At 34.3% G+C, this 17,202-nt stretch carries 20 protein-coding genes; 19 read left to right on the top strand and 1 reads right to left on the bottom strand.

The genetic code is table 11. The annotated features are described in order from the left end of the window. Positions 1-68 precede the first annotated feature (68 nt). Complete coding sequence (locus GON26_RS17865; RefSeq protein WP_230407965.1) at positions 69-1,682, top strand: tetratricopeptide repeat-containing sensor histidine kinase; 1,614 nt, start codon at positions 69-71, stop codon at positions 1,680-1,682. Between the two features lies 1 nt (position 1,683). Here the strand turns inward: GON26_RS17865 and GON26_RS17860 are convergent, their stop codons facing one another. Beyond that, entirely contained in the window at positions 1,684-2,181 is a 498-nt protein-coding gene (locus GON26_RS17860; protein ID WP_160376133.1) for a metallophosphoesterase family protein, read from the bottom strand. Positions 2,182-2,444: 263 nt separating this feature from the next. Here GON26_RS17860 and truA point away from each other — a divergent pair, with 263 nt between their 5' ends. The 18 genes from truA to GON26_RS17770 all read left to right on the top strand — a co-directional run bounded on the left by truA (position 2,445) and on the right by GON26_RS17770 (position 17,050). Then, positions 2,445-3,185, top strand: a complete 741-nt coding sequence (gene truA, locus GON26_RS17855) for a tRNA pseudouridine(38-40) synthase TruA (RefSeq protein WP_160376132.1) — start codon at positions 2,445-2,447, stop codon at positions 3,183-3,185. A 141-nt stretch (positions 3,186-3,326) separates the two neighbouring features. Further along, entirely contained in the window at positions 3,327-5,081 is a 1,755-nt protein-coding gene (locus tag GON26_RS17850; protein WP_160376131.1) for an ABC transporter ATP-binding protein, read from the top strand. Between the two features lie 141 nt (positions 5,082-5,222). Continuing rightward, entirely contained in the window at positions 5,223-5,807 is a 585-nt protein-coding gene (locus GON26_RS17845) for an NUMOD4 domain-containing protein (RefSeq protein WP_160376130.1), read from the top strand. Between the two features lie 345 nt (positions 5,808-6,152). Then, positions 6,153-7,541 (top strand): dihydrolipoyl dehydrogenase, encoded by a 1,389-nt coding sequence (lpdA, locus tag GON26_RS17840; RefSeq protein WP_160376129.1) that lies wholly within the window; start codon positions 6,153-6,155, stop codon positions 7,539-7,541. Positions 7,542-7,942: 401 nt separating this feature from the next. Continuing rightward, complete coding sequence (locus GON26_RS17835; protein WP_160376128.1) at positions 7,943-8,524, top strand: DUF4145 domain-containing protein; 582 nt, start codon at positions 7,943-7,945, stop codon at positions 8,522-8,524. Positions 8,525-9,103: 579 nt separating this feature from the next. Beyond that, the gene (locus tag GON26_RS17830) at positions 9,104-9,532 is read left to right on the top strand and encodes a hypothetical protein (protein WP_160376127.1); all 429 of its coding nucleotides are present in this window, start codon (positions 9,104-9,106) and stop codon (positions 9,530-9,532) included. Between the two features lie 597 nt (positions 9,533-10,129). Beyond that, the gene (locus GON26_RS17825; RefSeq protein WP_160376126.1) at positions 10,130-10,516 is read left to right on the top strand and encodes a hypothetical protein; all 387 of its coding nucleotides are present in this window, start codon (positions 10,130-10,132) and stop codon (positions 10,514-10,516) included. 203 nt (positions 10,517-10,719) lie between these two features. After that, positions 10,720-11,214 (top strand): hypothetical protein, encoded by a 495-nt coding sequence (locus tag GON26_RS17820; protein ID WP_160376125.1) that lies wholly within the window; start codon positions 10,720-10,722, stop codon positions 11,212-11,214. Between the two features lie 158 nt (positions 11,215-11,372). Beyond that, a complete protein-coding gene (locus GON26_RS17815; RefSeq protein ID WP_160376124.1) occupies positions 11,373-11,816 on the top strand; it encodes a GNAT family N-acetyltransferase in 444 nt (147 codons plus the stop codon). A 215-nt stretch (positions 11,817-12,031) separates the two neighbouring features. Next, the gene (locus GON26_RS17810) at positions 12,032-12,358 is read left to right on the top strand and encodes a hypothetical protein (RefSeq protein WP_160376123.1); all 327 of its coding nucleotides are present in this window, start codon (positions 12,032-12,034) and stop codon (positions 12,356-12,358) included. A 215-nt stretch (positions 12,359-12,573) separates the two neighbouring features. After that, on the top strand, positions 12,574-13,059 hold the full coding sequence (locus GON26_RS17805) for a hypothetical protein (RefSeq protein ID WP_160376122.1): 486 nt from the start codon (positions 12,574-12,576) through the stop codon (positions 13,057-13,059). A 78-nt stretch (positions 13,060-13,137) separates the two neighbouring features. Further along, positions 13,138-13,524, top strand: coding sequence for a VOC family protein (locus GON26_RS17800; protein WP_160376121.1), 387 nt, complete (start codon positions 13,138-13,140; stop codon positions 13,522-13,524). A gap of 2 nt (positions 13,525-13,526) precedes the next feature. Next, the gene (locus tag GON26_RS17795) at positions 13,527-13,910 is read left to right on the top strand and encodes an MmcQ/YjbR family DNA-binding protein (RefSeq protein WP_160376120.1); all 384 of its coding nucleotides are present in this window, start codon (positions 13,527-13,529) and stop codon (positions 13,908-13,910) included. Positions 13,911-13,987: 77 nt separating this feature from the next. Then, positions 13,988-14,380 carry a DUF1801 domain-containing protein gene (locus tag GON26_RS17790; RefSeq protein ID WP_160376119.1) on the top strand — a complete coding sequence of 131 codons (393 nt, stop codon included), beginning with the start codon at positions 13,988-13,990 and terminating at the stop codon, positions 14,378-14,380. A 1-nt stretch (position 14,381) separates the two neighbouring features. Continuing rightward, on the top strand, positions 14,382-14,747 hold the full coding sequence (locus GON26_RS17785; protein WP_160376118.1) for a DUF2200 domain-containing protein: 366 nt from the start codon (positions 14,382-14,384) through the stop codon (positions 14,745-14,747). A 126-nt stretch (positions 14,748-14,873) separates the two neighbouring features. After that, positions 14,874-15,752 carry a helix-turn-helix domain-containing protein gene (locus GON26_RS17780; RefSeq protein WP_160376117.1) on the top strand — a complete coding sequence of 293 codons (879 nt, stop codon included), beginning with the start codon at positions 14,874-14,876 and terminating at the stop codon, positions 15,750-15,752. 73 nt (positions 15,753-15,825) lie between these two features. Continuing rightward, positions 15,826-16,653 (top strand): NmrA family NAD(P)-binding protein, encoded by an 828-nt coding sequence (locus GON26_RS17775; RefSeq protein ID WP_160376116.1) that lies wholly within the window; start codon positions 15,826-15,828, stop codon positions 16,651-16,653. Next, on the top strand, positions 16,646-17,050 hold the full coding sequence (locus GON26_RS17770) for a DUF5367 family protein (protein ID WP_160376115.1): 405 nt from the start codon (positions 16,646-16,648) through the stop codon (positions 17,048-17,050). The genes GON26_RS17775 and GON26_RS17770 overlap by 8 nt, the downstream gene beginning before the upstream one ends. The last annotated feature ends 152 nt before the right edge of the window (positions 17,051-17,202 follow it).

Here is a 17,202-nt window from a genome sequence, read left to right as displayed (position 1 = left end):
AAACACTGTTTCTTCTTTTTTTTATCATTCAATTACAGGGAAGCAATGTCTTTTGTCAGCAAAAAAAAATGACAAAAGAGGAACTTGCCAAACAAGCCGAAGAAGCAATCATCGATGGCAATAAAGGATTATATGAAAAATCTCTTGTAAAATCGAGAATACTTCTCAATAATGCTATTGCTAATAAAGATGATTATTACACTGCAAAAGCTTATAACAATATTGCAAGTGTTTTTTTTGAAATGAATGACATTGACAATGCACTTCTTTTTTTTGAAAAAGCTTTGTCGTTTGCTCAAAAAACGAATCGTAATGACATTAAAAATTCTATCCATAACAATCTGGGTAATCTTTATTATTTCAATAAAGGAGCCTATAAAAAAGGGATATCGCACTATTTAAAATCTATTTCCTATATAGATAAGAAAGACACGCATGAAATTGCATTAACCAAGATTAATATTATCTGGGCCTATTTTGCAAGTGGAGAATATGACCAAGGTTTTCCCTATTTATCATACGTAAACCAATACTACAAACCTGAAAAAAAAGACAAAACTAATACCATAGTCGTTTATACCTTAAACGGCATGTACTACACGCATAATAAAGACTTTGAAAAAGCAGAAGACTATTTCAAAAAAGCCATAGAATTAGGTATAAAAGAAGATGAAAAATTAGATTTACGTTTCGCCTATCAGGAATATATTCAGTTTTTTTGCCAAACAGACAACTACAAAAAAGCTTATGAAACATTACGACTTTACAACAATGTTGTTGATCAGTTAAATCAAATAGAAAAAGAAAAAACGGTGAATTTAGCCGGTATGAATCTGCATGTAGATGAATACAAAAGACAAATTGATAAAATTGGTACTGAGTATAAAATGAAACAACAATTGCTCGAAATGGAGCAATCCCGTAATAAAAGGGTTGTAAGCCTGATGCTTTTGATTTTTATCATTGTTTTTATTTTACTCTACTTTTACTACCAGAACAACAAACTGAAGCAGGAAAATAAACTAAATGACATCCAAAGAAAGATCCAGCTAAATATGATTAATGCCAGTATTGACGGGCAGGAATCTGAACGAAAAAAAATTGCAACTTTTTTGCACGACAATATTAGTGCGATGTTATCCTCTGCTGGCTTACATCTGAATGCGTTTTTAAAACATAACGAAATCCAATCTGAGGAAATTATTAAAACCAAAGAAATTTTAAAAACGGCTCACGATAAAGTTAGGGATTTGTCGCATGAACTTTTACCCACACTGTTAGTTCGTTTTGGATTATTATATGCTATTGAGGATTTATGCGAAAAAAACTCCAATTCACTGATTCACTTTGAATTTTCGAGTAACATTCCGATAAAAAAAAGATATACCGAAAAATTTGAAATTCGGATTTATTTTATCCTTTCGGAATTATTTAACAACATTATCAAACACAGTCAGGCAGATAAAGCCATTATTATTTTAAATGAAACCGATGGAAAACTGAACATCAGTATTCGGGATAACGGAAAAGGCTTTGATACTTCAAAATTTAATATTACCGAAGGTTTTGGCTTAAATAGAATACGTGCCCGAATTAAAAAACTCAAAGGCACCTTTAGCATCAAATCTAAACCGGATGAAGGCACTGTCACTAAGATAAAAATCCCTTTTCCAAACAAATAAATTAAACGCGTTTGTCTATTTCGATAATCTCCAAATCTTTTATTTTATCATCCTCAATTACAAATCGTAACATCGTTCGTACCTGATGAAAACCACTTTTTCCGGCAGCACCAGGATTCATGTGTAACAAATTATGCTTTTTATCAAACATTACTTTTAAAATGTGCGAATGTCCACAAATGAATAACTTTGGGGGATTCAAAAGCATTTCTTCTCTAATCGCAGGATTGTATTTACCGGGATAACCGCCAATATGCGTAATCCAAACCGAAACATTTTCGCATAAAAAACGATTATGAAGCGGAAATTCTAATCGGGCTTCTGTGTTGTCTATATTTCCGTACACACAACGTAGTGGTTTTAGTTTTTTAATGGTATCCGTAACACTCAAATCGCCAATATCTCCGGCATGCCAAACCTCATCGGCCTGATGTACATATTTTAAAATAGTATCGTCAATATGACTGTGAGTATCGGAAAGGAGAAGGATTTTTTTCATTCTTTTTTTAAGGTTCAGAGTGGCAAAGGTTCAAAGGTACAAAGGTTTTTCCGTAGAGACGCACCGCAGTGCGGCTTTTGCATGGTTCTGGCTCGTTTTTGAACAAAAAACCCAATCGGTTTTTCAACTTCGTGTTAGACGCACTGCTGTGCGTCTCTACAATATAAAATGTAAAAAACTTAGAACCTTAGTACCTCAGAACCTTAACAACTTTTAAAAAAAACCTTTGTACCTTTGCCACTCTGAACCTTTGAAACTTTACCTTGAGATATTTTATTCGATTTGCATATAACGGAACCCATTATCACGGCTGGCAATTTCAGCCTAATGCCGCTTCTGTACAGGAAACTTTAAACAAAGGACTTTCGGTTTTGCTGAATACTACTATCAATACAATGGGAGCCGGACGAACTGATACTGGCGTTCATGCAGAGGAAATGTACGCGCATTTTGATTTTGAAAAAGAAATTGATATTCCAAATTTCATTCACAAACTCAATTCGTATTTACCCAAAGACATTGCCGTATTTGCTATTTTTCTGGTTCATGATGACGCACATTGCCGATTTGATGCTACAAAAAGAACCTACGAATACCATATCAATACGGTTAAAAATCCGTTTTCGGAAGAATTGAGTTGGTACTTTAATCAAAAATTAGATGTAGATTTGATGAATGAGGCGGCTGGAATATTACTGAATCATACCGATTTTCAATGTTTTTCGAAAGTGAATACGGATGTAAATACTTTTGACTGCACGATTTTTGAGGCGTATTGGAAGAAGGAAAAGAACAAATTAATTTTCACGATTTCGGCCAATCGGTTTTTGAGAAATATGGTGCGTTCGATTGTGGGAACTTTGATTAATATTGGTTTACATAAAATTTCGCTAGCCGATTTCGAAAACATTATTGCCAGTAAAAGCAGGGAAAAAGCAGGATTTTCGGTTCCGGCACACGGATTATACTTAACTAAAATTGAATATCCCTATTTAGATGATTAGTACCTAGTTCTTAGTAAATCTATTTCACAAATAAAAAATAAGAACTAGGTTCTAAGGACTAAGAACTAAGGACTAAGAACTAAGGACTAAGAACTAAGGACTAAGGACTAAAGACTAACGGCTAAGGACTAAAATAAATAAATGAAAGCAAAAGCATTTGATACCCGATTATTCAAACGAATACTAAAATACACCAAGCCTTATAAAGCACGTTATTATGGCGTGATAGTTTTTGCGGTTTCCTTGTCGATTTTTGCGGCACTTCGCCCCTATTTACTGAAACAAACTGTGGATGGCTACATCAAAACCCATGACAAAGAAGGTTTGCTGATGTATATTGTTTTGATGGGAATTGTGCTTATATGTGAGGTTTTCTCTCAGTTTTACTTCGTTTATTGGGCGAATTGGCTCGGGCAGGATATTGTAAAAGATATTCGTACAAAACTTTTTAAGCACATTTTGAGTTTTCGAATGAAGTATTTTGACCTGGTTCCGGTGGGGCAATTAGTAACGCGTTCGGTATCTGATATTGAGTCGATTGCGCGTATTTTTAGCCAGGGTTTGTTTATGATTATCAGCGATTTGATGAAAATGCTGGTGGTGCTGATTTTTATGTTTTACATGAATTGGAAACTCACCTGGATAGTGGTGGTGGCAATGCCAATTTTGGTTTTTGTAACCCGTGTTTTTCAGCGAAAAATGCAGGTGGCTTTTGAGGAAGTTCGTACGCAAATTGCGAATATGAACTCCTTTGTGCAGGAACGTGTTACGGGAATGAAAATCGTACAGCTTTTTAACCGTGAGAAAATTGAAGCCGAAAATTTCAGAAAAATCAATGACAAACACCGTGTTGCCTGGATAAAAACGATTTTGTACAACTCGATTTTCTTTCCGATTGCCGATATTATTTCATCGATAACCTTAGGATTGGTAGTCGTTTATGGCGGGTTTAAGATTTTAAATGGCGATCATTTTACGACTTTTGGAGATTTATTCTCCTATACAATGTTCATCGGAATGTTATTCAATCCGTTGCGTCAGATTGCGGATAAATTCAACGAGATGCAATTAGGAATGATTGCTGCCAATCGTGTTTTTGATATTATTGATACTCAGGATCACATACAGGATACAGGAACTTTGGAAGCGCCCGTTTTTGATGGAAGTATCGAATTTAAGGACGTTCGTTTTAGTTATATTCCGGAGGAAGAAGTGATAAAAGGCATTGATTTATCGGTTGCTTCGGGGCAAACCATTGCGATTGTAGGTTCTACAGGAGCTGGAAAATCTACTATTATCAACTTGCTGAATCGTTTTTACGAAATCAATAGCGGAACGATTTTTATTGACGGACATAATATCGAAAATTACACTTTGGCTTCGCTGCGAAAACAAATTGCGGTGGTTTTGCAGGATGTGTTTTTGTTTGCCGATACGATTTATAACAATATTACCCTTAACAATCCGGAGATTAGCCGAGAACAGGTTTTGGCTGCTGCCAAAAAAATAGGCGTGCACGATTTTATCATGAGTTTGCCTGACAATTATGATTTTGATGTAAAAGAACGCGGGGTAATGCTGTCGTCAGGACAGAGACAATTGATTGCTTTTTTACGTTCGTATGTTAGTAATCCTAGCATTTTGATTTTGGATGAAGCAACTTCGTCAATCGACACCTATTCTGAAGAACTGATTCAGCGTGCGACGGAAACCATTACCAAAGGCAGAACTTCGATTATTATTGCGCATCGTTTGGCAACAATCGTTAATGCCGATAAAATTGTGGTCATGGATAAAGGTCTGATTGTCGAAGAAGGTACGCATCAGGAACTCATAAACAAACAGGAAGGGTTTTACAAAAACCTATATGATTCGCAATTTTCGGTTGCAAATTAATGTTTTGGCTGACAAAAACACTTTTAAACGTTAAAAGAGCGTTATAAAAATCATAAAATTAGAGTTCGTTACCAGTCCTTTAACAGTATTCTTTTTTTTATCATTTATCTTTGAGATTAAGAAATTCAAATGTAAATGAAAATGCCACAATTCAGAATTTATCCTAACGAAGAGTTTAAAGAAATAGAAGTAAACGCCTCATTGCAACTTAGATACGCAATATCAAACAAAGGGCGGTTAGTAAGTTTTACTGATGAAATTGAAAACGGAAGAATCCTTAAAGGAGGTTTAAGCGATGGGTATCCTACCTTTCGTTTCAAAGTAAAAAAAGACGATACCATTGTCAACAAATACCTGTTTTTATACAAATTAGTAGCGCAATATTTTCTTCCGAAACAATCAGAAGAGCAAACCTATGTGCTGCATCTTGATTATGTTCGAAATAACGACGACGTCAGCAATTTGCGTTGGGCTACCAAAGCCGAAATGATGGCGCACAGCCGCAAAAGTCCACGTGTTATTCAGGCCAAAAAGAATCTGATCGAGCATAACCTAAAAGCCGATGGCCGAAAACTGACCACTACAAAAGTGATGTTAATCAAGAAAATATTGGCGAGACCGGACCAAAAAACACGTCTTAAAATGATAGCCAAACAATTTGGCGTAAGCGAAATGCAAATCAGACGTATTGCCAGCGGTGAAAACTGGGGACATGTGAAAGTGTAAATATAGTAAGAAGTAATATGTGAAAAGTGAGATGTGAAGTGTACGAATAAAAAGTAACATTTCATATTTCACTTTTCACATATTACATCTAACATCTAACATTTCACATCTAACTTTTCACATTTCACATCTCACATCCAAACATCTCACTTTTTACATCAAACATCTTACTATTTTTTTAAAATAAATCCTTAAATTCGCAAGCACAAATAAAAAAACAAAAAATCGAGAATGAGTTTCGGAAAAATAATCCTCATTTTCGGTATTAAATACTAAAAAACTTTAAAATGACACGAGGCTTTTGCCGACTGCATTTTTTACAAATAACAAATAAATAAGCAAAAAATGAAATACGACGTTATTGTTTTAGGAAGTGGTCCTGGCGGATATGTAACAGCTATTAGAGCTTCACAATTAGGCTTTAAAGTAGCTGTAGTTGAAAAAGAAAACCTAGGTGGTGTATGTTTAAACTGGGGATGTATCCCAACAAAAGCTTTACTAAAATCAGCTCAGGTTTTTGATTATTTAAAACACGCTTCAGATTACGGATTGACAGTTTCTGAATTTGATAAAGATTTCTCGGCAGTAGTACAACGCAGCCGTGGAGTTGCAGACGGAATGAGCAAAGGTGTTCAGTTCCTGATGAAAAAAAACAAAATTGACGTTATCGAAGGTTTTGGAAAACTAAAACCAGGTAAAAAGCTGGACGTTACAGACAAAGACAATAAAGTTACCGAATATAGCGCAGACCACATTATCATTGCTACAGGAGCACGCTCTCGTGAGTTGCCAAACTTACCACAAGATGGCGAAAAAGTAATTGGGTATCGTCAGGCAATGACATTGCCAACACAACCAAAATCGATGATTATTGTAGGTTCTGGAGCCATTGGAGTTGAGTTTGCGCACTTTTATAACTCAATGGGAACAGAAGTTACTATTGTAGAATTTATGCCAAACATCGTTCCTGTAGAAGACGAAGACATTTCGAAACAAATGGAGCGTTCGATGAAAAAAGCGGGCGTAAAAATCATGACCAACGCTTCTGTTGAGAAAATTGATACTTCTGGAACTGGTGTAAAAGCAACTGTAAAAACAGCCAAAGGAGAAGAAATTCTGGAAGCTGACATCGTTCTTTCGGCAGTTGGAATCAAAACAAACATCGAAAATATTGGTTTAGAAGAAGTAGGTATTGCCGTTGACCGTGACAAAATTCTGGTAAACGCTTACAACGCAACTAATATTCCAGGTTACTACGCAATTGGAGACGTTACTCCAGGGCAAGCTTTGGCTCACGTAGCCTCGGCTGAAGGAATCAACTGTGTGGAGAAAATCGCTGGTTTACACGTAGATCCTATCGATTACGGAAACGTTCCTGGTTGTACGTATGCAACACCAGAAATCGCTTCTGTAGGTTTGACAGAGAAACAGGCAAAAGAAAAAGGATACGATCTTAAAATTGGTAAATTCCCATTCTCAGCTTCAGGAAAAGCAAAAGCTGCCGGTGCTGCTGACGGATTTGTAAAAGTAATCTTCGACGCAAAATACGGCGAATGGTTAGGATGCCACATGATTGGTGCCGGAGTTACCGATATGATTGCTGAGGCAGTTGTAGCGCGTAAACTGGAAACTACAGGTCACGAAATCCTAAAATCGATTCACCCTCACCCAACCATGAGCGAGGCAGTTATGGAAGCCGTTGCTGATGCTTACGGCGAAGTAATTCACCTATAAATACCAATATATCGTAAGAGGCACTGCAGTGCCTCTCTACAGAGGTGTAACAATATAAAATATCAAAATCCGATTTGTGCAAACAAGTCGGATTTTTTTTTATTAGAATTATTTGGGCGTGTCCCTCCGGGTCAGGCTTTCGGCTATATTCCCGATTAACAAAAACTACGGCTGAAAAAGCCTTGTTTTTCTAAATCGGGAGATACCGCCTCTATCCTTCACGCGGCACTCGTTTTCAGAAGGGAATAAAAAGTCCTTTGATGATTTGTAAGAATAAATAAATATATTTGAGAAAAGAATATACGAAACACACCTTCGAGAATGGAACCTATTTTGGGTTTATTGGCGAAGGTTTGTTTCGTATCTATACTAATTATTAGTAATTTAATAAAAATATAATTATGAAAAATTTCTTCAATGACCACAATAATTCATGTGTTTTGAAAGAATGGGATTTCGAAAATTCTAATGAAATTACAAAAAATTGGAACCAAGAAGTTCCTAAACACGTTGAGAATTTTAATTTGTACACAGAAGATAGAAATGCAGTAATCTATTTTGCATTATTTGTTGAGTATCATGTAAATAAAATGGTTGAAATACTAATGCCTGATTTTGATAGTTTAATTGGTATCTCAAAAAGTCCGATAAGTTTAAAAATAAACTTATTAGATTCATTTAAACTGCTACCAAAGCAAATATTTGAAGCTGCTAGATGTATTAATAACATTAGAAACGAATTTGCGCATGAGATTAATATGGTTAATCTAGAAGATTTAAATTCATTGCCAAATGATCGAAAGAAAAAAACTGTTGATAAACTTTTATACTTAACTACTGAATATGAAGGTGACTATCAATATGAAAAAAAAGAAGATATTTTAAGAAAGAGATTTAAATCTATATGCTTAAATACAATAAGTGCATTTAGAGTATTTGAACCTTCTGTAAAGCATTTGCGTAATGAAAGAATAGAAAAATAAACTAGGCATAATAAGCGTTTTTCCCAGATATCGCGAATTTGCAATCCCTACCCACTACAATAAGTCACAATACAAACATAAAAAAAGTTAGAAGAAAATAATTTCTTCTAGCTTTTTTTATTTAGAGAAACTACCAAATACTTATACCTACAAATTGAATACTGGACTATCAGATTACAATTGTTCTCCCATTTTTTATCACTCACAATTCATTAGTGATTACGTTTATTGTTGTAACGAATTTTATTTAATTTTTTATTTTGCTACTGAAAGTGTAGCAAATTTTATTATACTTTTCATTTTGCTACAGAAAGTGTGGCAATTTTTTCTAAAAATTTTATTTTGTTGCAATTATTGTGATATTTTTAAAAAATTATTTTTTTTGTCACAAGAAATAAATGGTTTTCTCTTATCTCACAAATAAAATTCTTCCGAAAATTTATAAAAGTTTTTCCTATATTAGCTCAATAAACATCAGCAAAATTATGGCACAAATCCGAATGATAAACTAAATTTAGTATCAAACCCGCTGGAGTATCAGAGCATCATATTCAATTTAAATTATGTCACTAACTAAACATGAAAAAATATTACGTAAAAGAAAAACATCAACAAGAAAACCTATTTATTACTACTGCGTTGATAAGTATGTCAATGATAATTACAATACAACTTATTAATGAGAAATTAAATTCTCTTCAACTTACAATTGCATTATATTGTTTCGCAATATCAATTCCTCTGTTGGTTGGGAGCATAGCTGCGCTTTATTTAGAAAAGTTATATAAAATTAGAGCTCACATTTGGTATTTATGGATTTGCAATTTTTTTGGTTGTCTTCTATCAATTGTCGGAATTGGGGCAGTTTTCTTTAACTTCAATTGGATACTCGGAACTATATTTTTACTATGCAGCTTATTTACTCTATTTGTTATTGCGAGTTACACTGGATTATTGGAAAAAATAAACGATGATAACGAAAAAGACTTAGAAAAAGAAATTACATAACTACCCCAACAGCTAGACTTTCTTTGGGCTTGAAAAGCCAACACTGAAACTCCTATTGAATGGAACCGCTCTATATCCAACCTCATGGGTTTTTCGATAAATGTGCATATGAATTTCAAGAGGCTATTACGCCTCTTTTTTTATTCTTCACACTCTATCGGTTAATACAAATCATTATTGTGTCAATTTTTTTTCTTTTAATTTTTTGCCACAAAATATGTCTCAAATTTATTTTTTATTTTTTTTTTGACACAAAAAGTGTGTCAAAAAATTTTATTCTATTTATTTTGACACAATTTTCACAACAAAATTTAGTGGTAACAACATAAAAATAGAGTATTAAAATAGTTACGCTTTTGCGTTAAGGAGATCTCACAAATGAAACTATTCTTTAAGTAGATTTTGAAATATTTTTTTTCAGTATTTTAAAATGTTAATTTCTATATTTGGAATGATTTGCTTCGCCTGTTCGCTATAGCTTAATGGCAAATCCGAATAATGAGTTTAATTTAGTCCCAAAACCGCTGTAGTAGCAAGACGTTGTGTGTATCAGCTTACCAAATATTACTAAAAACAACTTACCATTCATTAAGAAATATGTTAGATAAGAAAAAGAATATTGAAGAATTCTATATCGATTTGAAAAACCGTTTTCGGAAGATAAAAGAATTGAAAACTTGGAATAAATATAATTGGAGTATTGACGGTTGTGAAAACTCAATAATAATGTCCGAATTAGCAGAAGAAATAATACTTTGGACATCAAATAATAAAGTAGAAGATTCCCAAAATTTCTTTGACTATCTTGAATCATGTCTAGAAGTTTATGATGAGAGAGTTACATCACTTATATACTCAGATTTTTTGGTGACAATTATGGAAGTTAAAGAAAAAGAAACAAGAGAATTAATTAAAAAAATGATGTTATCTAAAACAAGAGAACTTTACCAACGATTGTTTCAATTTTACAGCGAATCTAATTAATAACCAAAAAGCTGACGCATAAAAGCTACTACAACCTACTTGGGCAATTACCTTAATAAAACGTTGTTTTTGCGTTTAGCATCATTTGGCAAATCCGAATAATGAGTTTAATTTAGTCCCAAACCCGCTGTAGTGCCAAGATTTTGTGCGTCAGTTTGACGGAGCGCAGAAAATCAGAAGTGAAACAGAAAATTAATTAATCAATGTTAGATAATTTAAATAAAAAATATCTTTATTTATCAATCTCAATTTCAGTTGCGTTATTCATATTCCTGAACTTCATTTTAGGCCCAACTTCTGTTTTTGGTCTAGCAAAATTTATACAAAATAAAACTGGATACTTTTTCGGAGTTGACATAAATACTTTCGATTATCTTTTAATCTCATCAATTCCAATTTGCAGTTTAATATTAACGGAAAAAAGAAAACGGAAAAATTTATCCGAAATTCTAAAATACAACTTGATTATTTGTTTAAGTTGCGTTTTAACTTTTTGTATTGGTTTATTCATATTGAATTCAAAAATTGGAAGTCCATCAGAAAACCCGTTGTTTCCAGAATATTTACGAGTAGAACCATTTAAGCAATATTCTTTATTTTTCATTATTTTAGGTTTAATATTCCCATTTTTATTTACACGAAAAGAAGCTGAAGAAACGAAAAGCGAAATTGAACTAATCGGAAAACAAAATGAATAAAAAAACCGAACGCATATCACCCACTACAACGGACTTGAACAATTAGCCTAATAGAAATTTGGTTTTGGATTTGGGATGATTTAGCTAATCCGAAAATAGAGTTTAATTTAGTCCCAAACCAGCTGTAGTAGCAGAACTTTAATTAGAATTAAAAAATAATGATGCCAAACATAGATAATATAGAAAAAAAAGAATACACAGAAGTGGTTGAACTTTGGGAAGCTTCTGTTAGAGCAACACATCACTTTTTAAAAGAAGAGGATATCGAATATTTTAAACCACTAATTTTAAATACCTATTTAGATGCGGTTGAATTAAAATGTATGAGGAATAATGATAAAAAAATAGTTGGTTTTCTTGGAGTGGCTGAACAAAATTTAGAAATGTTATTTATCCATCCTGATTATAGAGGAAAAAGAATAGGAAAAACGTTATTGGATTATTCAATTGATAAATTAAACGTGACAAAAGTTGACGTGAATGAACAAAATGAACAAGCTGTTGGATTTTACAAACATTGCGGATTTGAAACAATAAAACGTTCTGAAATAGATTCTTCTGGAAAACCATACCCTACTTTACACATGGTATTAAAAAAATAAAAACAACTTCATAACGACTGGATGTTCGTTACGTGCTTATTACAAACAACAAACAGGCTTTGATTTTTTTTTATCCATTTTTTAAAATCTTAATTTATATATTTGGTAAACAGTAATATGTGATGAGCTATTCTTAAATCTGTAGTAAAATGGGTTTATGTATGAAAGTTGATTGCATACATACAAGTTAGGCGACATTTCAAAACTGAATCTAAATGACAAAATTAATTACATTCATATCGTTTATATTGCTTTTAAGTTTTGACGAACCGATAAAAATAGTTGCGTATTACTCTGCAATATCTTGCCCTTGTGCACAGTGGAAAGTTGAAGGCGAAAAGGAAAATATTTATTTGGAAAGAGAAAATGAAAAACTACAAGACGTAAATAAACTTTGGGACGGAAAAACATTACCCTTTAAAATTTCTTTAAAAGGAAAATTTAAAGATGGAAAAGGAATTCCGAAAAGTTTTACAACCAAAGGCAAACCGAAAGCAGCGAAAATTTTTGTTTATAACCAATTAGAAGTGATAAAAAATTAAAAAACATTGCCTAAAAAGTCAGAGTTTCGTTGCGTGCGTAGTACGAACAATAAACAGGCTTTGATTTTTTTTTATCCATTTTTTAAAATCTTAATTTATATATTTGGTAAACAGTAATATGTGATGAGCTATTCTTAAATCTGTAGTAAAATGGGTTTAAGTATGAAACGTTGATTACCTATCCCCAAAATTGACCGTAATCCTAAAAACAACAAATGAAAAACATCAAATACCTACTACTTATCTTAACCAGTCTATTCATTTTAAATTCTTGTTCCAACGATTCGGACGAACAAAATTGTCCTGAAAATGAAATTGCAACAATGAAAATCAATGGCGAAGAAAAACAATTTGTCGTTTCAGGCTGGGGAATCAACTTAGATAACGACGGAACAGGACATACGCTGGACATACAATTAACCGTAGGGGTATTTTCACCTCAACAGGATTCTTACTCGGTTACTTTAAAAATGCCTTATAAAAAAGTGGGTGATAACATTATGGAAGAAATAAATTATCTGCGGGTTGAAGGCACAACTTCTACCGAGGGTGATTTTCTTCAAAGTGAATTGCAAAGCAAAGTTACTGTGAACAAGAATAACTGTATCAGCGCAACGTTTTCTGGAACCGCAATACTGGAAGGAAATGAGGTCACCATTTCTGATGGAAATCTTCAACATATTTACGCTGAACCGTTTTAAAATTGTGCACAGCCCCAATAAATGCTAATTGATCATTGTTTTTCACAAAATAAAAACCATTCAACAAAACACTTCAAAATGAAAACATATAAACCCGACAATTACAACTCCCTTTCCCCCTATCTCATCGTGGACAACGCTCAAAAACTGGTTGACTTATTGACTGTAATTTTTGACGCTGAAACACTAAGAAGATTTGATCACGAAAACGGAAAAATTGCCCATATCGAACTAAAACTCGATGACACCGTAATCATGATAAGCGACAGCACGGAAAATTATGGTGCCAACAAAACAATGCTTCATATTTACGTACCGGATGTTTTTAAAACTTTTGATAAAGCCATTGAAAACGGTTGTGAGCTCATCGAAAAACCCATTAATAAAGACGGTGACCCCGATACAAGAGGTTCATTTTATGACTATGCAGGAAATTATTGGGCCGTAAGTACACAAACTTTTTGATGATGAAAAAGAAAGCAATACTCTTTAACTATGCCGACTTTGATCTGGTTAAGAATATTGCTTTAACCTTTCCCGACACTGAAGAAAGCATTTCACATGAAGGAACTCCTTCTGTCAAAGTTCGCGGAAAACTAATGTGCCGACTTCATGACAGCGGAGAATTTATCCCTATCCGGCTTGACTTCGAAATCAGGGATAAATATCTGGATCGCTACCCCGAATTTTTTCATTTGCCTGACCACTTCAAATCCTATCCTTATATTTGTATGTGGATACACAATCACGACAAAAACCTTTTAAAAGAAATTCTGGAACTAAGCTGGAGAGGACTTGCTACCAAAAAACAACTAAAAGAGTTTGAAGAAAAGAAAGTTCCGAATGGCTAAAAAAGTTTTTTTTCGCTATTTGTAATGCACTCTGATTCCAAATTTCAACAAAAATAATCCTTCTAAAATCACTCTCCATGAACGAGGAAATAAAAACATACAACGAAAAACAAACTGCTGATGATAAGGCAATCTGCGACTTGCTTGCCCAGACTATTGACGGTTCTTTAACCGAAGCCGAAAGCAAAATTTGGCATGCACATCCGGTATGGTTTTTAGATGGTAATCAAATTGTGGGATATAGCAAACAAAAAAAAGGAATCAGGCTTATGTTTTGGAGCGGTGCCGATTTTGAAGAAGATAATTTAAACGTAAAAGGAGCGAAATTCAAAGATGCTTCGGTTTTCTACAACAATACAACCGAAATCGAAATCTCTGACCTGCAGCGCTGGCTGAAAAAATCAAGAGCAATACAATGGGACTACAAAAACATTGTAAAAAGAAAAGGACAATTAGAAAGACTTAAATAACATGAACACAACTCCTGAACACGATGAGCGTATTGCTAAAATGACATTCGCTTCAGTATATCCACATTATGTTACGAAAGTGGAGAAGAAAAACAGAACCATAGCAGAACTGCATCAGGTAATAACCTGGCTAACGGGTTATGACGAAAAAAAACTAAAGGAACTTATTGCCGAAAAAGTAACTTTCGAAAAATTCTTTCAGCATGCGGCACTAAACCCTAATGCACATCTTATAAAGGGTCTCATCTGCGGATATAGAATAGAAGAAATCCAAACTCCATTAACACAGCAGGTACGTTATTTAGACAAACTCGTAGATGAATTGGCCAAAGGACGCAAAATGGAAAAGATTTTACGTGAAGCATAATAGTCTCATAACAAAAAGACTTTATTACACTGAAAATCAAACTTAAAAATCTTTCAACATCATTCTTTTGTATCTTTGAAACGGACCAAAAACACTATCAACCCAACAAAATCCTGAATTCGTAAAATGACTACTGACATCATCGAATTACACAATTTCATCGTACTGATAGAGCAATCTAATGCAGCGAAAACTTTTGTTCAGAAATGCGAAATTGATGGAGACGCTGTTGGCTTTGCTTTTTATGGTTCCGGAAATGTCGAACTGGAAATAAAACACAACAATCAGGTAAAATATTTAACGAATACTACCGGTTTGGCTATTTCTTTTTTTGGCAACCAAAAAGTCGAATTTGCACATAAAATTGCTCCCAATAAACCCCTGCAGTCCATAAGCATCTTTACCAAACTTAAAAACCTGCACACGCTGCCTCAGGTCGAAAAAGAAATTTTCGAAAAGCAGTTGCCCTATTTATTAAATCCGGAAGAAAACTTCGTAAAAGGGCCTACATTTTTTATGACTATTGATATGCAGCTCGCCGTTCAAAAAATCTTCAACACAAACTATTCCGGCAATACAAGACTGCTCTTTTTAAAAAGTCAGGTCAATGAATTACTGGCACATTACTTTGCTCTTTTATCTTCTGATAAAAAAAATGAACTCAACGAAACCGACAAGAAAAAACTCTTTCAGGCCAAAGAAATCGTAAGTGATAATTTCTCCAAACCACCAACTATAACGGAACTTTCTAAACTAATCGGACTCAATAGTACCAAACTCAAAAAGAACTTCAAAGAGCTGTTCGGGATTCCGGTTTTCAAGTACATTCAGGAAGAACGCCTGAATAAAGCCTACGAACTCCTTTGTAATTCCGAAAAAACAGTACAGGAAACCGCCTGGGAAGTTGGCTATGAAAGTCTAAGTTCTTTTTCGAATGCTTTTCAGAAAAAATTTGGATCAAGACCCAACGAAGTCAAAAAACAATTCTTTTCAAACAAATCTTAATTCCTTTGAGACAAGTGTTTTAGATAAGACCACTGCAACTTTGTAGTATCATTAATCAAAAAACATTTATATCATGGAAAAAAAGAAAATCTTAGTATTGGGCGGCAACGGAAAAACCGGCCGCAGAGTCGTACAATTACTAAAAAACAACACAGCTATCGAAGTGAGCATCGGTTCCCGAAACGAAACTCCTGCTTTTGATTGGGAAAACCCCGAAACCTGGCCGGAAGTCATAAAAGATATTCATAGTGTTTATATCACATTCCAGCCTGATTTAGCGATTCCGTCGGCGCCTGAAACGATTAGGAAGTTTACCACTCTTGCTGTTCAAAATGGGGTACAGAAAATAGTATTGCTGTCCGGCAGAGGCGAAAAAGAAGCACAGGCTTGTGAGGAGATTGTAAAGGCTACAGCCAAAGAATGGACGATTGTAAGAGCAAGCTGGTTCAGTCAGAACTTTAGCGAAAGTATTTTTCTGGAACCCCTTTTATCAGGTCATGTAGCATTGCCCAGAGCAGAGGCTTTAGAACCTTTTACAGATGCCGATGATATTGCTGCCGTAGTTGTCGAAGCACTTTTAGACGAAAAACACAACGGTCAGACATACGAACTTACAGGCCCGAGACTACTCACTTTTAAAGAAGCGGTAACCGAAATAGCAAAAACAACTGGTAGGGAAATTACGTTCCAATCTCTTTCTTTGGACGAATACATAACCATGCTGCGTGACTATCAGGTTCCGGAAGACGTCATCTGGCTGGTAAACTATCTTTTTTCAGAAGTACTGGACGGCCGAAATTCCAGTATTACCCATGATATTGAAAAAGTAACCGGACAAAAAGCCAAAGACTTTGCAGACTATGTACAGCAAACTGCCCAAACAGGCATTTGGAATGTCTAAAAAACAAACGATCAAGATGAATTATCTAAGAGCAATAGCATCAGGAACAATCGTTTGGACGGGAGTGGTTATTAGTTTTTTTGTTTTGGAAAACATTCCGCTCCTAAACCTGTCAATGAATATACAAGCCATACTAGTAGGTCTTTTAATTGTGATATATGCCAGGGTCGCAGCACAATTTTATTATAAAAACGGAGATAAAACCAGAGGACTTCCCGTTGGTATCATCATGTCGCTCACGGCACTCGCATTAGACCTTCTAATAACAATCCCTTTTGTCGAAATACCCAAAGGGAGCAGTTACCAAAGCTTTCTGACCAATCCTTTTTTATGGATTTTAACTGTAATCAATGTCATAACGGTACACTTGTATTGGAAGCGTAAAGTGATGAAATAAATAATTAGTATCTATAGAGACGCACTGCTGTGCGTCTCTACTGTATTAGTTATAACCCTCTAATAAACCTCAAACAAATTAGATTCAATGTGAAAAAAAAAAATCTAAATACTCGTTGGGTGAATTTAATTAATTACACCAACGGGTTCTAA

This window comes from Flavobacterium hydrocarbonoxydans, assembly GCF_009789235.1.
GTDB classification, from domain to species: domain Bacteria; phylum Bacteroidota; class Bacteroidia; order Flavobacteriales; family Flavobacteriaceae; genus Flavobacterium; species Flavobacterium hydrocarbonoxydans.
Note: the sequence above shows the minus strand (reverse complement) of the source record. Positions and strands in the feature narration are given on the sequence as shown.

Excerpts from the sequence above, each read along its gene's own strand:
- lpdA (WP_160376129.1), top strand. The coding sequence starts at position 6,153 with ATGAAATACGACGTTATTGTTTTAGGAAGTGGTCCTGGCGGATATGTA.
- GON26_RS17820 (WP_160376125.1), top strand. The coding sequence starts at position 10,720 with ATGTTAGATAATTTAAATAAAAAATATCTTTATTTATCAATCTCAATT.
- GON26_RS17825 (WP_160376126.1), top strand. The coding sequence starts at position 10,130 with ATGTTAGATAAGAAAAAGAATATTGAAGAATTCTATATCGATTTGAAA.
- GON26_RS17775 (WP_160376116.1), top strand. The coding sequence starts at position 15,826 with ATGGAAAAAAAGAAAATCTTAGTATTGGGCGGCAACGGAAAAACCGGC.
- GON26_RS17780 (WP_160376117.1), top strand. The coding sequence starts at position 14,874 with ATGACTACTGACATCATCGAATTACACAATTTCATCGTACTGATAGAG.
- GON26_RS17790 (WP_160376119.1), top strand. The coding sequence starts at position 13,988 with ATGAACGAGGAAATAAAAACATACAACGAAAAACAAACTGCTGATGAT.
- GON26_RS17815 (WP_160376124.1), top strand. The coding sequence starts at position 11,373 with ATGATGCCAAACATAGATAATATAGAAAAAAAAGAATACACAGAAGTG.
- GON26_RS17795 (WP_160376120.1), top strand. The coding sequence starts at position 13,527 with ATGAAAAAGAAAGCAATACTCTTTAACTATGCCGACTTTGATCTGGTT.
- GON26_RS17805 (WP_160376122.1), top strand. The coding sequence starts at position 12,574 with ATGAAAAACATCAAATACCTACTACTTATCTTAACCAGTCTATTCATT.
- GON26_RS17770 (WP_160376115.1), top strand. The coding sequence starts at position 16,646 with ATGTCTAAAAAACAAACGATCAAGATGAATTATCTAAGAGCAATAGCA.
- GON26_RS17835 (WP_160376128.1), top strand. The coding sequence starts at position 7,943 with ATGAAAAATTTCTTCAATGACCACAATAATTCATGTGTTTTGAAAGAA.
- GON26_RS17810 (WP_160376123.1), top strand. The coding sequence starts at position 12,032 with ATGACAAAATTAATTACATTCATATCGTTTATATTGCTTTTAAGTTTT.
- GON26_RS17865 (WP_230407965.1), top strand. The coding sequence starts at position 69 with ATGACAAAAGAGGAACTTGCCAAACAAGCCGAAGAAGCAATCATCGAT.
- GON26_RS17785 (WP_160376118.1), top strand. The coding sequence starts at position 14,382 with ATGAACACAACTCCTGAACACGATGAGCGTATTGCTAAAATGACATTC.
- GON26_RS17845 (WP_160376130.1), top strand. The coding sequence starts at position 5,223 with ATGCCACAATTCAGAATTTATCCTAACGAAGAGTTTAAAGAAATAGAA.
- GON26_RS17860 (WP_160376133.1), bottom strand. The coding sequence starts at position 2,181 with ATGAAAAAAATCCTTCTCCTTTCCGATACTCACAGTCATATTGACGAT.
- GON26_RS17800 (WP_160376121.1), top strand. The coding sequence starts at position 13,138 with ATGAAAACATATAAACCCGACAATTACAACTCCCTTTCCCCCTATCTC.
- GON26_RS17850 (WP_160376131.1), top strand. The coding sequence starts at position 3,327 with ATGAAAGCAAAAGCATTTGATACCCGATTATTCAAACGAATACTAAAA.
- GON26_RS17830 (WP_160376127.1), top strand. The coding sequence starts at position 9,104 with ATGAAAAAATATTACGTAAAAGAAAAACATCAACAAGAAAACCTATTT.